The sequence below is a fragment of the Marivita lacus genome, assembly GCF_014637725.1.
Classification (GTDB): domain Bacteria; phylum Pseudomonadota; class Alphaproteobacteria; order Rhodobacterales; family Rhodobacteraceae; genus Marivita; species Marivita lacus.
The window spans coordinates 1-18282 of the sequence record NZ_BMFC01000018.1 but is presented as its reverse complement, the minus strand read 5'-3'; the positions used below and the strand labels follow the sequence as shown (position 1 = coordinate 18282).

The 18282-nt window shown below is 62.4% G+C and carries 15 protein-coding genes and 1 pseudogene; 8 read left to right on the top strand and 8 right to left on the bottom strand.

What is annotated here, in order from left to right; all coding sequences use genetic code 11:
• The first annotated feature begins 249 nt into the window (after window positions 1–249).
• Window positions 250–3750, top strand: coding sequence for a DNA polymerase III subunit alpha (gene dnaE, locus IEV82_RS20765; RefSeq protein ID WP_188484005.1), 3501 nt, complete (start codon window positions 250–252; stop codon window positions 3748–3750).
• 85 nt (window positions 3751–3835) lie between these two features.
• On the top strand, window positions 3836–4675 hold the full coding sequence (locus IEV82_RS20760) for a hypothetical protein (protein WP_188484004.1): 840 nt from the start codon (window positions 3836–3838) through the stop codon (window positions 4673–4675).
• Between the two features lie 10 nt (window positions 4676–4685).
• Here IEV82_RS20760 and IEV82_RS20755 read toward each other — a convergent pair whose 3' ends face one another.
• The gene (locus IEV82_RS20755) at window positions 4686–4886 is read right to left on the bottom strand and encodes a SlyX family protein (RefSeq protein ID WP_188484003.1); all 201 of its coding nucleotides are present in this window, start codon (window positions 4884–4886) and stop codon (window positions 4686–4688) included.
• A 172-nt stretch (window positions 4887–5058) separates the two neighbouring features.
• Between IEV82_RS20755 and hisS the strand changes: the two genes are divergently transcribed.
• The 3 genes from hisS to hisG are packed head-to-tail and all read left to right on the top strand — an operon-like array spanning window position 5059 to window position 8323.
• A complete protein-coding gene (gene hisS / locus IEV82_RS20750) occupies window positions 5059–6537 on the top strand; it encodes a histidine--tRNA ligase (protein ID WP_188484002.1) in 1479 nt (492 codons plus the stop codon).
• Window positions 6537–7634, top strand: a complete 1098-nt coding sequence (locus IEV82_RS20745; protein WP_188484001.1) for an ATP phosphoribosyltransferase regulatory subunit — start codon at window positions 6537–6539, stop codon at window positions 7632–7634. The genes hisS and IEV82_RS20745 overlap by 1 nt, the downstream gene beginning before the upstream one ends.
• The gene (hisG, locus tag IEV82_RS20740) at window positions 7631–8323 is read left to right on the top strand and encodes an ATP phosphoribosyltransferase (RefSeq protein ID WP_188484000.1); all 693 of its coding nucleotides are present in this window, start codon (window positions 7631–7633) and stop codon (window positions 8321–8323) included. The genes IEV82_RS20745 and hisG overlap by 4 nt, the downstream gene beginning before the upstream one ends.
• Before the next feature lie 31 nt (window positions 8324–8354).
• Here the strand turns inward: hisG and IEV82_RS20735 are convergent, their stop codons facing one another.
• From IEV82_RS20735 to IEV82_RS20715, 5 genes are all read right to left on the bottom strand, one after another.
• The gene (locus IEV82_RS20735) at window positions 8355–9674 is read right to left on the bottom strand and encodes an ABC1 kinase family protein (protein WP_188483999.1); all 1320 of its coding nucleotides are present in this window, start codon (window positions 9672–9674) and stop codon (window positions 8355–8357) included.
• An 81-nt stretch (window positions 9675–9755) separates the two neighbouring features.
• A complete protein-coding gene (yghU, locus tag IEV82_RS20730; RefSeq protein ID WP_188483998.1) occupies window positions 9756–10622 on the bottom strand; it encodes a glutathione-dependent disulfide-bond oxidoreductase in 867 nt (288 codons plus the stop codon).
• A 93-nt stretch (window positions 10623–10715) separates the two neighbouring features.
• A complete protein-coding gene (locus IEV82_RS20725) occupies window positions 10716–11147 on the bottom strand; it encodes a DUF1489 family protein (RefSeq protein ID WP_188483997.1) in 432 nt (143 codons plus the stop codon).
• 71 nt (window positions 11148–11218) lie between these two features.
• Entirely contained in the window at window positions 11219–11437 is a 219-nt protein-coding gene (locus tag IEV82_RS20720) for a hypothetical protein (protein WP_188483996.1), read from the bottom strand.
• Window positions 11438–11548: 111 nt separating this feature from the next.
• Window positions 11549–11755, bottom strand: a complete 207-nt coding sequence (locus IEV82_RS20715; protein ID WP_188483995.1) for a cold-shock protein — start codon at window positions 11753–11755, stop codon at window positions 11549–11551.
• A 333-nt stretch (window positions 11756–12088) separates the two neighbouring features.
• Here IEV82_RS20715 and IEV82_RS20710 point away from each other — a divergent pair, with 333 nt between their 5' ends.
• The 3 genes and pseudogenes from IEV82_RS20710 to IEV82_RS24080 form a co-directional block, all read left to right on the top strand.
• A complete protein-coding gene (locus IEV82_RS20710; RefSeq protein WP_188483994.1) occupies window positions 12089–14380 on the top strand; it encodes an adenosylcobalamin-dependent ribonucleoside-diphosphate reductase in 2292 nt (763 codons plus the stop codon).
• Window positions 14381–15213: 833 nt separating this feature from the next.
• The gene (locus IEV82_RS20705) at window positions 15214–16971 is read left to right on the top strand and encodes an RNase H family protein (RefSeq protein ID WP_188483993.1); all 1758 of its coding nucleotides are present in this window, start codon (window positions 15214–15216) and stop codon (window positions 16969–16971) included.
• A 346-nt stretch (window positions 16972–17317) separates the two neighbouring features.
• Window positions 17318–17431: pseudogene (locus IEV82_RS24080) on the top strand (AAA family ATPase); the annotation flags it as partial.
• Between the two features lie 98 nt (window positions 17432–17529).
• On the opposite strand, the gene IEV82_RS20700 reads toward IEV82_RS24080, so the two are convergent.
• A complete protein-coding gene (locus IEV82_RS20700; RefSeq protein ID WP_188483992.1) occupies window positions 17530–18000 on the bottom strand; it encodes a DUF6998 domain-containing protein in 471 nt (156 codons plus the stop codon).
• Window positions 17997–18282: hypothetical protein (locus IEV82_RS23760; RefSeq protein ID WP_229747952.1), on the bottom strand; the 286-nt coding region annotated here is incomplete at its 5' end. The genes IEV82_RS23760 and IEV82_RS20700, both read right to left, overlap by 4 nt.

Here is an 18282-nt window from a genome sequence, read left to right as displayed (position 1 = left end):
AACCTGCCGCCTTACCATCATGCCCCGTTGTTTGCGCGCCCTCGATGCGGCGTAGAAGATGCGCGGGGTGTTCCCTGTCGTCCTGTAAAGCTAGGCAAGCCAATGCAGGTTTGGCAAGGGCTTTCGTCATGTCACCGTTGTCCGGCGACGAAGTTTGCCTGTTTCAAAGGCGAAGAACCAAGGCTCAAGCGGCCATCCAAACGAAGTCTTGGGCTTTTCAGTCCGGCATCCCCTGCATAATGTAGCGAAATGGCTGATCCCCGATTCATTCACCTGCGCGTCCATTCCGAGTATTCGCTTCTGGAAGGGGCGGTGCGGCTCAAGAAGCTGCCCGATCTGTGCCTGTCCAAGGACATGCCCGCTGTTGCGCTGACCGACACGAACAACCTGTTCGCAGCGCTCGAATTTTCGGTGGGTGCAGCGGATGCGGGTGTGCAGCCGATCATCGGCTGCCAGGTCGATCTCCGGGTGGCCGACCCGGCACCGGGTGAGCGGGCAAAGCCGACCGCGCCGGTGGTTCTGCTGGCGCAGAGCGAGATCGGGTACGAGCATTTGATGAAGCTCAATTCCTGCCTGTACCTGCGCCGTGACGGTGAATTGCCCCACGTCACGCTGGACGAATTGGAGCGCCACAGCGACGGCGTGATCTGCCTGACCGGCGGGCCGGACGGGGCCATCGGGCGCATCCTGCAGCAGGGCAATCGCGGGGCGGCAGAGGCGGTGATGCAGCGGCTGGCGGGTGTCTTTGGCGACCGGCTTTATGTCGAGTTGCAGCGTCATCCGGGCGAGAACGGCCTGCCGGAGAACGAACGCCTGACCGAACGGCCCTTTGTCGAAATGGCCTATGCGATGGGCCTGCCTCTGGTCGCGACGAACGATGTCTATTTTCCGAAATCCGACATGTACGAGGCGCATGACGCGCTGATCTGCATTGCCGACGGGGCTTATGTCGATCAGCAGGAACCGCGCCGCCGCCTGACGCCGCAGCATTATTTCAAGTCGCCGCAGGAGATGGTGACGCTGTTTGCCGACCTGCCCGAGGCCACCCAGAACACGGTCGAAATCGCGCGTCGCTGCGCCTTCATGGCCTACCGGCGCGATCCGATCCTGCCGAAATTCGCGGATGACGAGGTCGAGGAACTCAAGCGGCAGGCGCGAGCGGGGTTGAAGGACCGCCTCGCGGTGATCCCGCATGCGGCAGAGGTCAAGGAGTACGAAGACCGGCTCGAATTCGAGTTGGGCATCATCGAGGGCATGGGGTTTCCGGGATACTTCCTGATCGTGGCCGACTTCATCAAATGGGCCAAGGATCAGGACATCCCGGTGGGGCCGGGGCGGGGGTCGGGTGCAGGCAGCCTCGTGGCCTATGCGCTGACCATCACCGACCTTGATCCGCTTCGCTATCAGCTTCTGTTTGAGCGGTTTCTGAACCCCGAACGGGTGTCGATGCCCGACTTCGACATCGACTTCTGCATGGACCGCCGCGAAGAGGTGATCCGCTACGTGCAGGACAAGTACGGCAAGGACCGGGTGGGCCAGATCATCACCTTCGGTGCGCTTCTGTCCAAGGCCGCTGTGCGCGATGTGGGGCGCGTGTTGCAGATGCCCTACGGGCAAGTGGACCGCCTGTCCAAGATGATCCCGGTCGAGGGGGTAAAGCCTGTCAGCATCCAGAAGGCGCTGATCGACGAGCCGCGCCTGCGCGAGATGGCCCGCGAGGAAGAGGTTGTCGACCGGCTTCTGACCTATGGCCAGCAGGTCGAAGGGCTCTTGCGCAACGCCTCCACCCATGCCGCGGGTGTGGTGATCGGGGACCGTCCGCTGGACGAACTGGTGCCGCTCTACCAGGATCCGCGATCCGACATGCCCGCGACCCAGTTCAACATGAAATGGGTGGAACAGGCCGGTCTGGTCAAGTTCGACTTCCTGGGCCTCAAGACGCTGACGGTGATCCAGTACGCGCTGGACATGATCTTCAAGACCGGGCGCGACCTGCACATCGCCGCAGATGGCACCGAGCTTTACCAGCCTGCTGCGGGGGCCGAGAACGATATCGGGCATATCCCGCTGGAGGACGAGGCCACCTACAAGCTGTACGCCGCCGCAAAGACCGTGGCGGTGTTCCAGGTGGAAAGCTCGGGCATGATGGACGCGCTCAAGCGCATGAAGCCCACCTGCATCGAGGACATCGTGGCGCTGGTGGCGCTGTATCGTCCCGGCCCGATGGAAAACATCCCGACCTATTGCGAGGTCAAGAACGGGCTGAAAGAGCGCGAATCCGTGCATCCGCTGATCGACCATATCCTTGAGGAAACGCAGGGCATCATCGTCTACCAGGAACAGGTGATGCAGATCGCGCAGGTCATGGCGGGCTACAGCCTTGGCGGTGCGGATCTCTTGCGCCGTGCGATGGGCAAGAAGATCAAGGAGGCGATGGACGCCGAACGCCCCAAGTTCGAAAAGGGGGCTGCCGAGAATGGCGTCGAGGCGAAGAAGGCCAGCGAGGTGTTCGACCTGCTGGAGAAATTCGCCAATTACGGCTTCAACAAATCCCACGCCGCAGCCTACGCGGTGGTCAGCTATCAGACGGGATGGCTCAAGGCGAACCACCCGGTCGAATTCATGGCAGGCGTCATGAACTGCGATATTCACCTGACAGACAAGCTGGGCGTGTTCTTCGAAGAAGTGAAGAAGGGGCTTGGTCTACCCTGGGTGCCGCCGTGTGTGAACCGGTCGCAGGCGATGTTCGACGTGCAGGACGGGGCGTTGGTTTACGCGCTGGGCGCGCTCAAGAATGTCGGCGTCGAGGCGATGAAACTCATCGTCGACGCGCGGGGTGAGAAACCTTTCGTCAACCTTTTCGACGTGGCGCGCAGGGTTGATCTGAAACGCGTTGGCAAGCGGCCGCTGGAAATGCTGGCCCGCTCTGGCGCGTTCGATCAGCTTGATCGCAACCGCCGCCGCGTGTTCGAAAGCCTCGATGCGATGGTGGGCTATTCCGCAGCGATCCACGATCAGCGCGCCTCTGCGCAGGTGTCGCTGTTCGGCGAAGCAGGGGACGACCTGCCCGAACCGCGCCTGTCGCCTGTCACCGACTGGTTGCCCGCCGAGCGCCTGTCCGAGGAATTCAAGGCGGTGGGATTTTACCTGTCCGGTCACCCGCTGGACGACTACATGACGGCGCTGAAACGCAAGGGTGCGATGACGCTGGATGACGTGTTGGCCAAGGTCCAGAACGGCCCCTGCGTGGTCAAGATGGCGGGGGTTGTCGCGGGTCGGCAGGAGCGCAAATCGGCACGTGGCAACCGGTTTGCCTTTGCCCAGCTCAGCGATCCGACCGGCGCCTACGAGGTCACGCTGTTTTCCGACACGCTCGAGGCGGCGCGCGATCACCTCGAAACCGGGTCGAAGGTGCTGGTCACGGTCGAGGCGACGCTCGAGTCCGATCAGCTCAAGCTGCTGGGCCGGTCGGTGGCGCCGGTGGACATTGCCGTGGCCGATGCGGTGAGCCTTGGTCTGCGCATCTTTGTCGATGAGGTTGAGGTTGTCGCGCATGTGGCCTCCGTGCTGTCCCGCGCGGCAGAGCAGTTGCCCAGGGCGGGCAAAGGGCCGATCCGCATTTGTTGTCTCAACGCGCCGGGTCTGCCCGGCGAGGTCGATGTGGCCTTGGCGCGCGACTTTCCGATCACTCCGGAGATCAAGGGCGCGATCAAGTCGCTGTCCGGGGTGCTGGAGGTCGAAGAGCTGTGATCCGCTCAGGGCGGACCGCTGCATGCGGTGTGCTGGACGGGGTCCGGACGCCTCGCTAGGGTGCCTCAGCGAAAGAGGGGGACACATGATCCGTTTTCTTGCGATCCTGATCGCGGCTGGCCTGTTGGCCGGATGTGCGGGTGATCCCTTGCGCAGCGTGCCGCGCCTGTCCGACGCCGAGGTGACCGACACCGAAATGCAGGCGGCGCTGCGCGAGGATGCGGGGGAGCTGCCTGTCGGCGGACCCGAGACCGCGCCTCCCGCCACCGAAGTGACCCCACGCCGCGGGCTGCTGGGATTCCTGAACCGTGCCGCGCAGTCGGCACAGGCCGAGGACGGCACTCGCGTTGCCGCCATACCGCCGCGCACGCAAAGCGATGCAAGCCCGGTGGCACAGGTCGCGCCGCCAAGAGGCCCGAACCCCGGCGCGCCGGATGACCAGGTCGTGGCGTTGGGAACCGTGTTGCCCTACGGCGTGCTGGCGCGCGTCTGCGATGTGAACGCGCGCCGGCTTGGCAGGAGGGTCGCGCGGTATCCCGACAATGGCAGCGCCTACACGCTGTACGATTCCCAGCCCGGCACCACCGCGCCGCATACGTTTTTCGTCACCGGTTTCGACGATGGCTGCGCGCGGCAGTTCACCGCTGCGCTGGCGCTGTTCGGCAGTCCCGAAACCCACGAACAGCTGCGCTATGGCCTGCCGTCAAAGGTGCAGCCCTATTCGTCCACCGATGCCGCCTACGAGACCCTGAAATCGCGCATCTGCCGCGTGGGCAAGAGCAAGCCCTGCGGATCGGCGCTGTCACGGCTGTCGCGCAACACGGCCTTTGTCAGCGTCTATGAAACCTTCGGGTCGAACCCGGAATGGAAAACGATCCTGCTGCATGACGGTGCCGTGGTCGAGACCGATATCCGCAGCAACTGACCGGATAGGCCTAGTAGTGCGGCGGGCGTTCGTCACCCAGAACGATGCCGCCCGATCCTTCGGACTCGCGTTCGGCTTCCCGCATCATCAGCATCTCGACCCGCGCGGTCAGGCGGTCGATCTCGCGCGCCTGTCTGGCCACGGTATCGGACAGGTCGTCGGTGACGCGTATCAGGTGCGCGATGCGCTCTTCCAGGGCGGTGGTATCCATGCCCCAGAGATGCGCGCGTCACGCGCCGATGGCAAGGGGGGACATGCGCGCGGCAGAAACCTTTACCGGTTTGTCATCACCCTCTGTCACATGGCACCCGCACCTCTGCTTGCTCCCTCGGGTTCCAGCGTTTAGAGGAGGCGCGACACTCAAGCCCAGGCGGGAATTGACCATGGCGACTGACAAAAAAGCCCCCAAGCCCAAGGCGCAGACGCCCAAGGGCTTCCGCGACTATTTCGGCACCGATGTGACCGAACGCGCCGAGATGCTGGCGCAGATCGCCGGGGTCTATCATCGCTACGGGTTCGACGCGTTGGAGAGCTCGGCCGTGGAAACGGTCGAGGCGCTGGGCAAGTTCCTGCCGGACGTGGACCGCCCCAACGCGGGTGTGTTCGCATGGCAGGAGGACGATGGCAAAGGCGACTGGCTCGCCCTGCGCTATGACCTGACCGCCCCGTTGGCGCGGGTCTATGCGCAGCACCGCAACGACCTGCCGCTGCCTTACCGGCGCTATGCGATGGGTCCGGTCTGGCGCAACGAAAAGCCGGGGCCGGGGCGGTTTCGCCAGTTTTATCAATGCGATGCGGATACGGTTGGTGCCGCGTCGGTGGCAGCGGATGCCGAGATTTGCGCGATGCTGGCCGATTGCCTCGAAGTGGTCGGCATCCCGCGCGGCGACTACATCGTGCGGGTGAACAACCGCAAGGTTCTGAACGGCGTTCTGGAGTCCATGGGTCTGTCTGACGACCGCCAGCGCGACGCGGTTCTGCGCACCATCGACAAGTTCGACAAGGTCGGTGGGGCAGGTGTGCGCGAATTGCTGGGCAAGGGGCGGCTGGATGCCTCGGGCGCTTATATCGACGGTGTGGGGCTGAGCGATGCGCAGGCCGAGCCCGTTATCGCGTTCTTAACCTCCAAGGGCGAGACTGCCGCTCAGACGATCGAGAATCTGAAGGCGGCGGTTGGTGACAGCGCGATTGGGGCAGAAGGTGTGGCAGAGCTTGAGCAGATCGCTGATCTGCTGGCTGCTGGCGGCTATGGGCCGGACCGCATTGTCATCGACCCATCGGTGGTGCGCGGTCTTGGCTATTACACCGGCCCCGTGTTCGAGGCCGAGCTTACGTTTGAAATCCTTGATGAAAAGGGCCGAAAGCGGCAGTTCGGGTCGGTCGCGGGCGGCGGGCGCTACGACGATCTGGTCAAACGCTTTACCGGCCAGCCGGTCCCCGCCACCGGGGTCAGCATCGGCGTGGACCGCCTTTTGGCTGCCCTGCGCGAAAAGGGCCGGATCGGCAGCCAGAGCACGGGACCCGTGGTGGTCACCGTCATGGACCGCGACCGCATGGGTGATTACCAGGCGATGGTGGCCGAACTGCGCAATGCGGGCATCCGGGCCGAGGTCTATCTGGGCAACCCCAAGAATTTCGGCAACCAGCTGAAATACGCGGACAAGCGCCAGTCGCCGGTTGCGGTGATCGAAGGGGGCGATGAAAAGGCCAATGGCGTGGTGCAGATCAAGGACCTGATCCTTGGCACCAAGATCGCACAAAGTGCGAGCCTCGAGGAATGGCAGGACCGGCCCAACCAGTTCGAAGTGCCGCGCGACCAGCTTGTGACCAAGGTGCGCGAGATCCTCGAAAGCTATTCCTGATGGCGCAAAGCATTCCCTATAAATCGCGCGCCCGGATCGAGGCCGAGTCGATCTGCGACGGGTTCGTCGCCGCAGGGGCGTCCCGGTTCGAGACCGATATCCTGCTGCCCGCCGAGGTGCTGCTGGATCTCTACGGCGAAGACATCCGCGCCCGTGCTTACGTGACGACCGATCCGGAGCGCGGCGAGATGATGCTGCGCCCCGATTTCACCGTGCCGGTGGTGCAGTACCACATGGAGAGCGACGAAGACCCCGCCAGCTATACCTATTTCGGCGAAGTGTTCCGCAAACAGGAAGACCATCCCGACCGCCGGAGCGAATACATGCAGGTCGGCTACGAGGAGTTCGGCGGATCGAACGCGGCGGCGTCGGATGCCGATGTGTTCGGGCGCTTTTCCGAAGTGCTGGCCCCGCTGGGCCTGCGCGCGGCGACGGGGGATATCGGCATCCTGATCGCCATGGTCGCGGGATTGAAAACGACCGAGGACCGGCGCGTCGCGCTGATGCGTCATATCTGGCGACCGGCACGGTTTACCGCGTTGCTCAAACGCTTTGCCGGGCTGACGCCTGTGCCGCCGTCGCGTGCGGCACTGTTGGGGTCGGACATGGGTTTGCCCGAGGCGGGCGTGATGATCGGGTTGCGCGGCGAGCGCGAGATCGCCGCACGGATCGACGCGCTGCGCGCCGACGCGGCCGAGGCACCGATGCGGGACGAAGAGGTTGAGCTGATCACCGCGGTGCTGGCGGTGTCGGAAACCTGCCCGAACGCGCTGGAACATCTGCGCGACATCGCGGTGGACCTGCCGGGCCTTTTGCCTGCGCTCGACCGGTTCGAGGCGCGCTGCGAGGCGATGGCCCAACGCGGGATCGATGTGGACGCGCTTCCCTTCGAGGCATCTTACGGGCGCACGTCGATGGAGTATTACGACGGGTTCGTCTTTGGCTTTTATTGCGAACAGCGGCCCGACCTGCCCCCTGTCGCCACCGGCGGGCGCTATGACGCGCTGACCCGGCGGTTGGGGCAGGGGCGCGAGATTCCGGCGGTGGGCGGTGTGATCCGGCCCGATCTTGTGCTGGACCTCGGAGGGCTGTCATGACCGTCAAGCTGGGGGTGCCGTCCAAGGGGCGGCTGATGGAAAAGACCTTTGACTGGTTCGGCGCGCGGGGCGTGACGCTGACCCGCACCGGATCGGAGCGCGAATACGCAGGCGCGGTCGAGGGTGTCGAGGGGGTCGATCTGGTGCTGCTCTCGGCGGGCGAAATCCCGCGCGAACTGGCGGCGGGGCGCATTCACCTCGGTGTCACGGGCAACGATCTGATCCAGGAAAAGCTGGTGCAATGGGACCAGAAGGTCGAACCGCTGGTGCCCTTGGGATTTGGACAGGCCAACCTGATCGTGGCAGTGCCGCAATGCTGGGTCGATGTGGACACATTGGACGATCTGGACGGTGCTGCGGCGGCATTCCGGGCGCGGCACGGGTTTCGAATGCGGATTGCGACCAAGTATCACCGTCTGGTGCGCGACTACCTGCGCCGGGGCGGTGTGGCGGATTACCAGCTGGTCGACAGTCAGGGCGCCACGGAAGGCACGGTCAAGAACCTCACGGCCGAGGCGATTGCCGACATCACCTCGACCGGTGAGACATTGCGCGCGAACCACCTGAAAATTCTCGATGAACCGCCGATCCTCGAAAGTCAGGCGACGCTGTTCCGCAGTCGTCTGGCCGAGAAATCGGACGCGGATCGGACGGTGCTCCGGGCACTGATCGAGCGGCTGGGCGTGTAACGCGGAGCAATCCGTCGACGGATTTGGCGCGTTACGCGAATCGTTGGAACAGGTCCCGCAGGGTCACCTGCGCCCTCAGTCGCGTCGCCAGCAGGAACAGCCCGGCGGCCTTGCGTTGCAGGTACAGCACTTCGGTCGGCGGGATGTGCTGGATCGACCGGTCCCGCCCAAGCGCCAGCCCGCGGTCCCGAAGATTGGCAACGAGCGACGTGTTGCCGAAATCGAACCCGTCGGCGTGCAGCATCGGGGCGTTTGCCATTTCCACCATGTTCAGGATCTCGGCGCGGGTCCTGTCGGGCAGCGCTTCGGACAGCAGGCCAAGGTCGGTCAGGGCGCTTTCTATCGCGGGCAGGTCATTGTCCAGCGCCGGTTGCAGCACGCCGCGCGACCGCGCCACGAGATCGGGCGACAGGGTGCGGGTCGCGCCGAAATCCAGAAGCACCAGTTTGCCGGTCTCGGGCTGCCAGCGGAAATTCGCGAAATTCGGGTCGGACTGGACGAGGTGAAAGTCGAACACCTCGCGCATCATCAGGGTGATGAGCCGTTCGGCCATGGTGTTGCGCGTGGTCTGGTCCGCGTCCTCAAGCGTGTCGATCGGATCGGAGGGGATGAAATCCATGGCGAGGATATCGCGGCTGGAGAGGTCGTCGTGACTTGTCGGGACGATGAAATCGGGATCGTCCTGCAACAACTCCCCGAAACGGCGCAAGCTGCGCGCCTCCTGCGCGTAATCGGCCTCTTCGTGCAATTGCTGCCGGGCATCTTCGAGCAGCGGTTTGAGGTCCAGCCCCTTGGGCATCATGCCCGAAAGCCGCATCAGGCTTGCGAGGTTGCGCAGGTCGCTGTCGATGCTGTCGCGGATGCCGGGGTATTGGACCTTGATCGCCAGATCGCGCCCTTCGCGGGTCTGCGCGCGGTGCACCTGCCCGATGGAGGCGGCAGCGATGGGCCGGACGTCGAATTTCTTGAACCGTTTGGTAAATTCCGTGCCCCACGCCGCTGTCAGCACCTGCTTGAGCTGCGCGGGAGGCATGAAATGCGCCTGTGACTGCAGGGGGCGCAGCACGGCGGCGAGTTCGGGGGTCAGAAGATCGCCCGCTTCGAGAGACAGGAGCTGACCCATCTTCATCGCGGCCCCGCGCATCTGCGAAAGCTGGTCGGTCAGGCGATGCGCGTTCGAGGGTGTCAGGAACATCTCCCGCGCCGAGGGGCGCTGTCCCTGGAACAGCTGACGCGCCCCGGCAGCTGCGGCAGAGCCAAGCAGACCACCGGCCAGCCCCCCCATCCGCATGGCGCGCGAAGTGCGCCCGGTGGGAACGGCGCGGCTGCGGGGATCGGGTGTGTCTTTCATGCGGGATCAGGTAAGCCCGCCCCTGCGTTCGGCAATATGGGCGGGCCTTCTTTTCGTGTGCTGCGTCAGATCGGGGGCGGGTTATTCCGCCGCCGCGATCTTGTCCTGCGTCTTGGTGTCGAAATCCGAGGCGTCGTGGCGTTCGTGCAGCTGTTCGCTGGGGTCACCCGACACGCGGTTGACGATGCGGCCACGCTTGACCGCAGGGCGGGCGTCGATCGCCTTGGCCCAGCGGAGCACGTTGGTGTAGCTTTCGACGTCGAGGAATTCGGCCGCGTTGTATAGCCGCCCCAGCACCAGCCCGCCATACCAGGGCCAGATCGCCATATCGGCGATGGTGTAATCCGGCCCGGCGATGAAATCGTGCTCGGCCAGTTGCCGGTCGAGCACATCAAGCTGGCGCTTGGTTTCCATCGCGAAGCGGTTGATCGGGTATTCCATCGGTTCCGGCGCGTAGGCGTAGAAATGGCCGAAGCCACCGCCGAGATAGGGCGCGCTGCCCATCTGCCAGAAGAGCCAGCTGAGCATTTCGGCGCGGTTTTCGGGCGCACCGAGGAAGGCGTCGAACTTTTCCGCCAGATGCATCAGGATCGCGGCGGATTCGAAGACGCGGACAGGCGTGTCACCGGAGCGGTCCATCAGCGCCGGGATCTTGGAGTTCGGGTTGATGTCCACGAAATCAGAGCCGAACTGGTCGCCATCGCCGATGCGGATCAGCCACGCGTCGTATTCGGCACCGGTATGGCCAGCGGCCAGCAGTTCCTCGAACAGGATGGTGACCTTTTGGCCATTCGGGGTTGCAAGGCTGTAAAGCTGGAACGGGTGTGCGCCGACCGGCAGGTCCTTGTCATGGGTGGCGCCGGCAATGGGGCGGTTGGTGCTGGCGAACTTGCCGCCGTTCTCCTTGTCCCAGGTCCAGACCTTGGGGGGCGTATAGCTGTCGGTCATGTTCTGCGTCCTGCTGGTTGCGAGTCGCACCTCAACCTAGGGACCTGCGCGGGAAGTACCAGTGCAGAGGTGCAGACCGGCTGTGCGAAACCGTCAGAGCACGCCGATTTCGGCCAGCGCCCCGGCAAGCTCCGGCGGCAGGGTGTCGTCATTCAGCCGCGATTTGCCCAGATCGGGCGGCGCGTCTTCGGGTTTGAGGTAGCGCCAGCCCTGAAACGGGCGTTTTGGCACGGTGGCGGTGCGGATCAGCTCGGGCTCCAGAACGATGCCGCAGCGGCGGATGCCGTCATCACCGATGATCTCTTCCAGCCCGATGATCTTTTGCCGGGCTTGCAACAACCCCTTGATGACCCAGTAGATCGAGCCGCCATTGAGCAGGTCGGCCTCGCGTTTTGGCCACATGCGGGTGAGGTGGAAATAGTGCTCGTTCGCCCGTTGTTTCGAGCGGTTCTGTTGCCAGTCCTCGATCTGCTCGACGCTGTCGGAACCGACGGAAAGTTTGATGAGATGGATCGTGCCTGCCATGCTGTTCGGAGCCCCCTGCAGTATCATCATAGCGGACGGAGGGGGGGCTTCAAGCCGCGAGCGGTGTGCTGTCAGTCGGGTTTCTTGCGGGCGCGGGTCTTGGGCTTGGGATCGTCCGGTGTCCGGGCTTCGCGTTCCATCCGGGTCTTGCGCAGGCGCTGGGTTTTCGCCTCGCGCTGCTCGGCTTCGGTGTCGAGCATTTCGCGGACGACGCGGGTGGTCTTGTCCATCACGGTTTCAGACCGCGGCTGGGAGGCTTTGAAGAGGGTATCTTTGGTGAGTTTCGCCATCATTCCATCTCCTTGACGGTGGATCGTACCCGGTTGTTTTGGGGGTCGTCAAACGCAAAAGCGGGCGCTGTCCAAGGACCGCGCCCGCTTTTCGATCAGTGTCGCCTTGGCTTATGCCAGAGCAAGATTTGTCGCGCTTTCGCGGCCATCACGGCCACTTTCCACGTCGAAGGTCACGGCCTGGCCGTCATCAAGCTGATGAATGCCGGCGCGCTCGAGCGCGGAGATGTGAACGAAGATGTCCTTCGAACCATGCTCGGGTGCGATGAAGCCAAAGCCTTTTTGGCCGTTGAACCATTTCACGGTGCCATTTGCCATCGTGTTGTCTCCTAGTATTTATTCGCCACCCGCAACATGCGATGGCCCGGCTCAGTGTCGTCGTAGGATCGCCTGAGGCCGTTAGGAAACAGAAGGTCGTCGGAAGAATCTTTGCATGGCCCTTATGATGCAGATCGGGTGAGAATACAATGTTTATTCACGTTATGGGCGAAATTAGCTGGGGAGGCGGATGTGGCTGACAGCTTTACACACAGGGTGCTCCACAGACGCAACAGGATATGGTAGAGTAAACGCTCGCGCAATCTAGGCGTTGTGGAACTGTTGATTTTTACGTTATCTTGTCTGTCTGCTGCCAAAATGGGAATCGCCGCCATGTCTCGCTTTACCGCTCCGATCGCCGAACAAATCTGGGATATGAAATACCGTCTGAAAGAGGCGGATGGCACGGCCATTGACCGTACGGTCGAGGACACGTGGCGCCGGATCGCGCGGGCGCTGGCCGAGGTCGAGGCAGTGCCGCAGGTCTGGGAAGACCGGTTCTATGACGCGCTGTCGGACTTCAAATACCTGCCCGCCGGGCGGATCACGGCAGGTGCGGGCACCGCGCGGTCGGTGACGCTGTTCAACTGCTTTGTCATGGGCACGATCCCCGACAGCATGGGCGGCATCTTCGAGATGCTGAAAGAGGCCGCGCTGACGATGCAGCAGGGCGGAGGCATCGGCTATGACTTCAGCACGATCCGGCCCAAGGGGGCCAGCGTCAAGGGCGTGGCGGCGGATGCCTCCGGCCCGCTGTCCTTCATGGATGTGTGGGACGCGATGTGCCGCACCATCATGTCGGCGGGATCGCGCCGCGGCGCGATGATGGCGACGATGCGCTGCGATCACCCGGATGTCGAGGATTTCATCGGCGCCAAGGCGGATGCAGCCCGGCTGCGCATGTTCAACCTGTCGGTGCTGGTGACCGACGATTTCATGGAAGCGGTCAAGGCGGACAGATCGTGGGACCTGGTGTTTGACGGCACCGTCTATCGCACCGTTCAGGCGCGCGACCTGTGGAACCGCGTCATGAAGGCGACCTATGATTATGCCGAGCCGGGCGTGATCTTCATCGACCGGATCAACAAGGCCAACAACCTGAGCTATGTGGAAACCATCGCGGCGACGAACCCCTGCGGCGAACAGCCCTTGCCGCCCTATGGCGCGTGTCTGTTGGGGTCGATCAACATGGCGCGGCTGGTCAGCGACCCGTTCGAAGAGGCGGCAGCGCTGGATGTGGACGCGCTGAATGAGCTGGTCGCGACTGCGGTACGGATGATGGACAACGTCGTCGATGCCTCCCGCTTCCCGCTGGAGGCGCAGCGGCAAGAGGCAAAGGCCAAGCGCCGCATCGGGCTGGGTGTGACCGGGCTGGCGGATGCGCTCTTGATGCTCGGCCTGCGCTATGGATCGGACGAGGCGGCGCGACAGACCGAGGACTGGTTGCACGCGATCGCCCGCGCCGCGTACCTTGCGTCGGTGCAATTGGCCAAGGAAAAGGGTGCGTTCCCGCTGTTTGATGCCGACAAATACCTGGCGTCGGGCACCATGCAGATGATGGACGAGGATGTGCGCGACGCGATCCGCGAACATGGCATCCGCAACGCGCTGCTGACCTCGATTGCACCAACGGGGACGATCTCGCTCTATGCCGGGAACGTGTCCTCGGGGATCGAGCCGGTCTTTGCCTATGCCTACACCCGCAAGGTCTTGCAGAAGGACGGCACCCGCACCGAGGAAGAGGTGGTGGACTATGCCGTGCAGATGTGGCGCGAGAAATTCGGCGACCGGGAGTTGCCGGAGTTCTTCGTGAACGCCCAGACGCTTGCGCCGCTGGAGCACGTCAAGATGCAGGCGGCGGCGCAGAAATGGGTGGACAGTTCGATCTCCAAGACCATCAACTGCCCCGAGGACATTTCCTTCGAGGCGTTCAAAAGCGTCTATATGGAAGCCTACGAGACCGGCTGCAAAGGCTGCACGACCTACCGGCCGAACGACGTGACCGGATCGGTGTTGAGCGTGTCGGAGGAGAAGAAGCCGGAGGCCCCCGAAGTCATCGCCACCACGGAAGACGCACCGCAGCAACCGCATGGCGACGTGATCTACATGTCCGAGCCTCTGGATCGGCCCAAGGCGCTCGAGGGCGCGACCTACAAGCTGAAATGGCCCGACAGCGAACACGCGATTTACCTCACGATCAACGACATCATCGTCGGCGGGCATCGCAGGCCGTTCGAGGTGTTCATCAACTCCAAGAACATGGAGCATTTCGCCTGGACCGTGGCGCTGACACGCATGATCTCGGCCGTGTTCCGGCGCGGCGGCGATGTGTCCTTCGTGGTCGAGGAGCTCAAGGCGGTGTTTGATCCGCGCGGTGGCGCTTGGGTGAACGGCAAATACATCCCGTCGATCCTCGCCGCCATCGGCGGTGTGATCGAACAGCACATGATCGCCATCGGGTTCCTCGCGGGCGAAGGCATGGGACTGAAATCCGACCCGCAAGCGCAAGTGGTCAACCTGCCCGGTGGACGTGGCAAGGCCTGCCCCTCCTGCGGGCAATACGACATGCGCATGGTCGAGGGGTGCATGACCTGCGGGTCGTGCGGCCACAGCAAGTGCGGGTGATGTGTTTTTTTTTGGGGTTTGATGCGACCATCAAAACTTGGCCATCAGGACCATTCAAATGACCATTTGACCATCAAATCTTGTCCATCGGGGCGGAGCTGCCACCACAAATCCATGCGCCGTTTGCGCGGTCCGCAAGATGTAGTAGGCAGTTCGATATATAGTTGACACGATAGTTTTACGCGTTATGATAAAAACGCTTCGCCGTCATTCTCATCGCCGGGTTCATGCTGAGCGCCGATCCGATGGGGGGCGGCCTCGGGTCGACGGGCCTCGCGCCCCGACAGCCCTTGTCGGTCGCCGTGACCGAGCATCCCAGCGATGCCGGAATTGGTCCGTGGAAGCGACAGGCGAGCCCTGCCTCTGAACCGGCCATAGCCCTCCTCGGACTTGAGAAACAGGAGTATCGGATGGTCACTGAGATTACGTTTCGGCTCTGCCTGGGCGCGGCGTGCGCGCAACCCTTGACACCGGCCAAAAACCGGTATGCTCGTTGCAAGGCGAGAATGCGGGCTTCCGCGCGCCCACGCTACACACTGCTGGTCCCTGGGGCTGGCTCTCTGTCGTCGCGGAGTTTTCCTCGGCGACGCTTTACGCCGTCATTCTCATCGCCGGGTTCATGCTGANCGCCGTCATTCTCATCGCCGGGTTCATGCTGAGCGCCGATCCGATGGGGGGCGGCCTCGGGTCGACGGGCCTCGCGCCCCGACAGCCCTTGTCGGTCGCCGTGACCGAGCATCCCAGCGATGCCGGAAGCGGTCCGTGGAAGCGACAGGCAACTTCAGAGGCAGGACGAGGCTTACCGATGCGTCCGCCAGAGAGAACGAGCGCTCATGGGGAAATTATTCGAACTATGCAGCAAACAAGAGTCGCTCCATAAGGCTTGGCGCAGGATTCGCGCGAACGGAGCCCGATCAAAAGCTGAGGAAACCCGCAGTGCGATCGAGGACTTCGAGCGCACTGCAAACAGGGACATATTTCGGATTAAGAGACGGCTTCGTGAGGGAACGTTTGAATTCGACCCGCAAAAAGGTGTCCTGAAGTCCAAAAGCAGCGGCGGCAAGCGCGGCATCGTCATGGCATCTGTCCACAACCGGATTGTTGAACGGGCGCTGCTCGATACCCTACAGGAAAAGGTTGAGGTGGCGCGCCAAGCAGGACGTCAGCAGAGCAGCTTTGGCGGCGTTCCAGATCGTTCAGTCCCGCACGCTCTAAAATTTCTAAGTGATGCGTTCAAAAGTGATCATACATTCTTCGTGCGCTCGGACATCTCCGGGTTCTTCGATGGAGTCCCTCGCAAGGTAGTTCTTGAGCGCATCGCTCGTGATGTTGACGATGAGCGTTTCTTGAACCTGTTGGATGACGCGACAACGGTAACGCTCGGAAACGAGGAGGTTCTGGGAGAGGATCGATCCGTATTCCCAACAGATAGCGAGGGTGTAGCCCAAGGGTCTCCCTTGTCACCACTCTTTGGGAACATTCTCCTTCAGCCATTCGATGAAAAGTTCAATGATCGCGGAATTCTATGTGCACGCTTCATTGATGATTTCGTTTTGCTTGGGCCGTCTGAAGCGAAGGTCAGAAAGGCATTCGACAGCGCCCGGAAATTTCTCGCCGAGCATGGAATGCGATGTCATGACCCTTTCGCGGCGTCAGTCTCCGCCGAAAAAGCGCAGTATGGCCGAGTCGCAGATGGGTTCGATTTCCTCGGCTACAATTGCCGGCCCGGGCTCTGGCAGCCGTCGCGTCGAGCGCGAAAAGGAATTCTGGAGACCGTGGACGGCCATCTGTCTGCTGGTAGGAGGGCAATCGAGGAGGTGCGGAAGGCCGAAAATAGTTTTGCAGCTCGCCAGTGCTACGCTCAGAGCCTCGCCTTAGTCGACCGAGTTCTGCGTGGGTGGGGCGAGTCGTTCTCATACACGACAAGTGTTGAGACCATGGACGGTCTCGACATCAAGGTCGATGAGAAACTCGAGCATTTTCGTTCATGGTTTGCTCGACGGATGGAGACGGCCGATCGTAAGTCGAGGCGCCGTATGGGCGGCGTCGGCCTGCTGACCGACATTGAGCGGCGTGCGCTCGATGACGTGCCATTTCGGCTTGGTCCTGCCGGCTTGTTCCGGGCGTCTAAAGCCACCACTACCATCTCGACGGACGGGGCTCTTTATGCGGGACGACGGCAGCGCAAAAAAGAGCGTCACCCGGGTGGCTGGGCATTCATCATCCATGAGACGAACGAAGAGTTTGGAGGATATGAGCGTTCTACGACCAACAATCGCATGGAACTGCAAGCTGTTATCGAGGCCCTACGCCACACGGCTGTCGGTGCGTCGGTGATAGTGAGGACCGACAGTCAATACGTCCATGACGCGGTGAACAAGGGAAAGACAATTAAACGGAATAGTGACCTGTGGAAGCTATTCGAGGTCGAGGTTTCGAAGCGAAGCGTGCGCGTGCAGTGGGTCAAAGGCCATGCGGGCGATCAATACAATGAGCGGGCTGACAAGATCGCCGGACGGTATGCCGAGCAGGCGCATATGATGGCTGAATTGGACTTGGTGCCAGCTACGGCCGATGACGTAAGTTCATAGAAACGCTACCTTTAGTCTTTCTACCGTGGTGCGCCATAGTTGCCGCTTGTGTCGGTTTCTGGTGGGTTCGCCATTTGGTGCGGACAAGCGGAAGAGACCGACCTCGTGATCCAGCTGCGGTGCAACGTCTCGTTGATCGTGTGAGCGCGCTCTCAAATCCTGAGGCCGACGGCAGGTAGCCGTGGCACTGGCGTTTACTGGTCCGGTGCGAACTTCATTTCAGCGGAGTCCGTCGAGATCAATTGTGTCTCCTCGCTTGGCCTCGACCCCGTGAACGAGAGCCGAACTTACACTGTCTTCTGCCGCCCGATGCCGCGCGAAATCGCTGAAAGTGGCGTCAACACGGATCGCCGACGCCATCCTCGACTGCATCGTCCACAACGCATATCGCATCGAGCTGGAAGGGGCGTCCATGCGCAAGACAATCGCCAAAATGGATGACGAAATGCCTCAAACCTGATACCCAAAAAACGCTGCCTCACGGCAACGCGTCGCAGGTGGCCGAATGCGTCGGAACAGGTGGCCGCATGTTCCGGAATACGCAGGTGCGGTCCAATTTCAAACCGGCGGCTCCCTCAACATCGGCAAGCGATCGTGTTCGGGGACGTCGTTTGCGAGAAGCCGGAGCCGCGATAGCGAGATCGGCCTCTGACCGTTTTTCTGCATTTTGCCTGATGCTGCCCACGGGATTGCGCCCGGTCCATTGAAAACTACCCTCATAGGGCCGCCCATGGGGCGATGCAGGACGATCAGATGATCTGGCTCGTGACGGATCGCGACGCCTCTTCCTTGGGTCAGCTTGATCTCCACGTTCCGCCCATCCCGCGCTCGGGCATCATGCTTTAGGGTCGAGGCGGGGTTGAGGTCGAGATCGAACATGTATGCGGCGGTGACCTCGCCAATACTGCCGACGAGATGTCCGTCGAGCGTGAACTTCCGCCCCGGGAAAAGCCGTTCGAGACCGTCGGCAGCCGTGTAGAGATCGTCAAGCAAGGCGGCGACCTGCGTCCAGTCGACAACCTCGCTCATTCAGCCGCTTCCAGAACTCTGGCCTCTGGCGCCAGCGCCTCGTGGAGGAGGGCTTCAAGGAGTCGGGTGCGCGTTGTGTCGGCGGCGGTCAGGGCGGCCTCCAGTCGGTCGCATAGGGCCATGAGGGCGTCGACCTTAGCGACGATGCGGTTTTGTGGCCTGCTGCCGGTTTCGTGGACACGAAGATAAGATCGTGACCATGGAATTGGAGATTGGATATGACGAGACGAAAGTTCAGCCGCGAGTTCAAGATCGAGGCAGTAAAGCTGGTGACCGAGCGGG

Bases quoted from the DNA above. Each gene is read 5' to 3' on its own strand.
- dnaE (WP_188484005.1), top strand. From the start codon at position 250: ATGGCTGATCCCCGATTCATTCACCTGCGCGTCCATTCCGAGTATTCG.
- IEV82_RS20715 (WP_188483995.1), bottom strand. From the start codon at position 11,755: ATGGCAAATGGCACCGTGAAATGGTTCAACGGCCAAAAAGGCTTTGGC.
- IEV82_RS20725 (WP_188483997.1), bottom strand. From the start codon at position 11,147: ATGGCAGGCACGATCCATCTCATCAAACTTTCCGTCGGTTCCGACAGC.
- IEV82_RS20760 (WP_188484004.1), top strand. From the start codon at position 3,836: ATGATCCGTTTTCTTGCGATCCTGATCGCGGCTGGCCTGTTGGCCGGA.
- IEV82_RS20705 (WP_188483993.1), top strand. From the start codon at position 15,214: ATGGGGAAATTATTCGAACTATGCAGCAAACAAGAGTCGCTCCATAAG.
- IEV82_RS20745 (WP_188484001.1), top strand. From the start codon at position 6,537: ATGGCGCAAAGCATTCCCTATAAATCGCGCGCCCGGATCGAGGCCGAG.
- IEV82_RS20710 (WP_188483994.1), top strand. From the start codon at position 12,089: ATGTCTCGCTTTACCGCTCCGATCGCCGAACAAATCTGGGATATGAAA.
- IEV82_RS20755 (WP_188484003.1), bottom strand. From the start codon at position 4,886: ATGGATACCACCGCCCTGGAAGAGCGCATCGCGCACCTGATACGCGTC.
- hisG (WP_188484000.1), top strand. From the start codon at position 7,631: ATGACCGTCAAGCTGGGGGTGCCGTCCAAGGGGCGGCTGATGGAAAAG.
- IEV82_RS20720 (WP_188483996.1), bottom strand. From the start codon at position 11,437: ATGGCGAAACTCACCAAAGATACCCTCTTCAAAGCCTCCCAGCCGCGG.
- IEV82_RS20700 (WP_188483992.1), bottom strand. From the start codon at position 18,000: ATGAGCGAGGTTGTCGACTGGACGCAGGTCGCCGCCTTGCTTGACGAT.
- yghU (WP_188483998.1), bottom strand. From the start codon at position 10,622: ATGACCGACAGCTATACGCCCCCCAAGGTCTGGACCTGGGACAAGGAG.
- IEV82_RS20735 (WP_188483999.1), bottom strand. From the start codon at position 9,674: ATGAAAGACACACCCGATCCCCGCAGCCGCGCCGTTCCCACCGGGCGC.
- hisS (WP_188484002.1), top strand. From the start codon at position 5,059: ATGGCGACTGACAAAAAAGCCCCCAAGCCCAAGGCGCAGACGCCCAAG.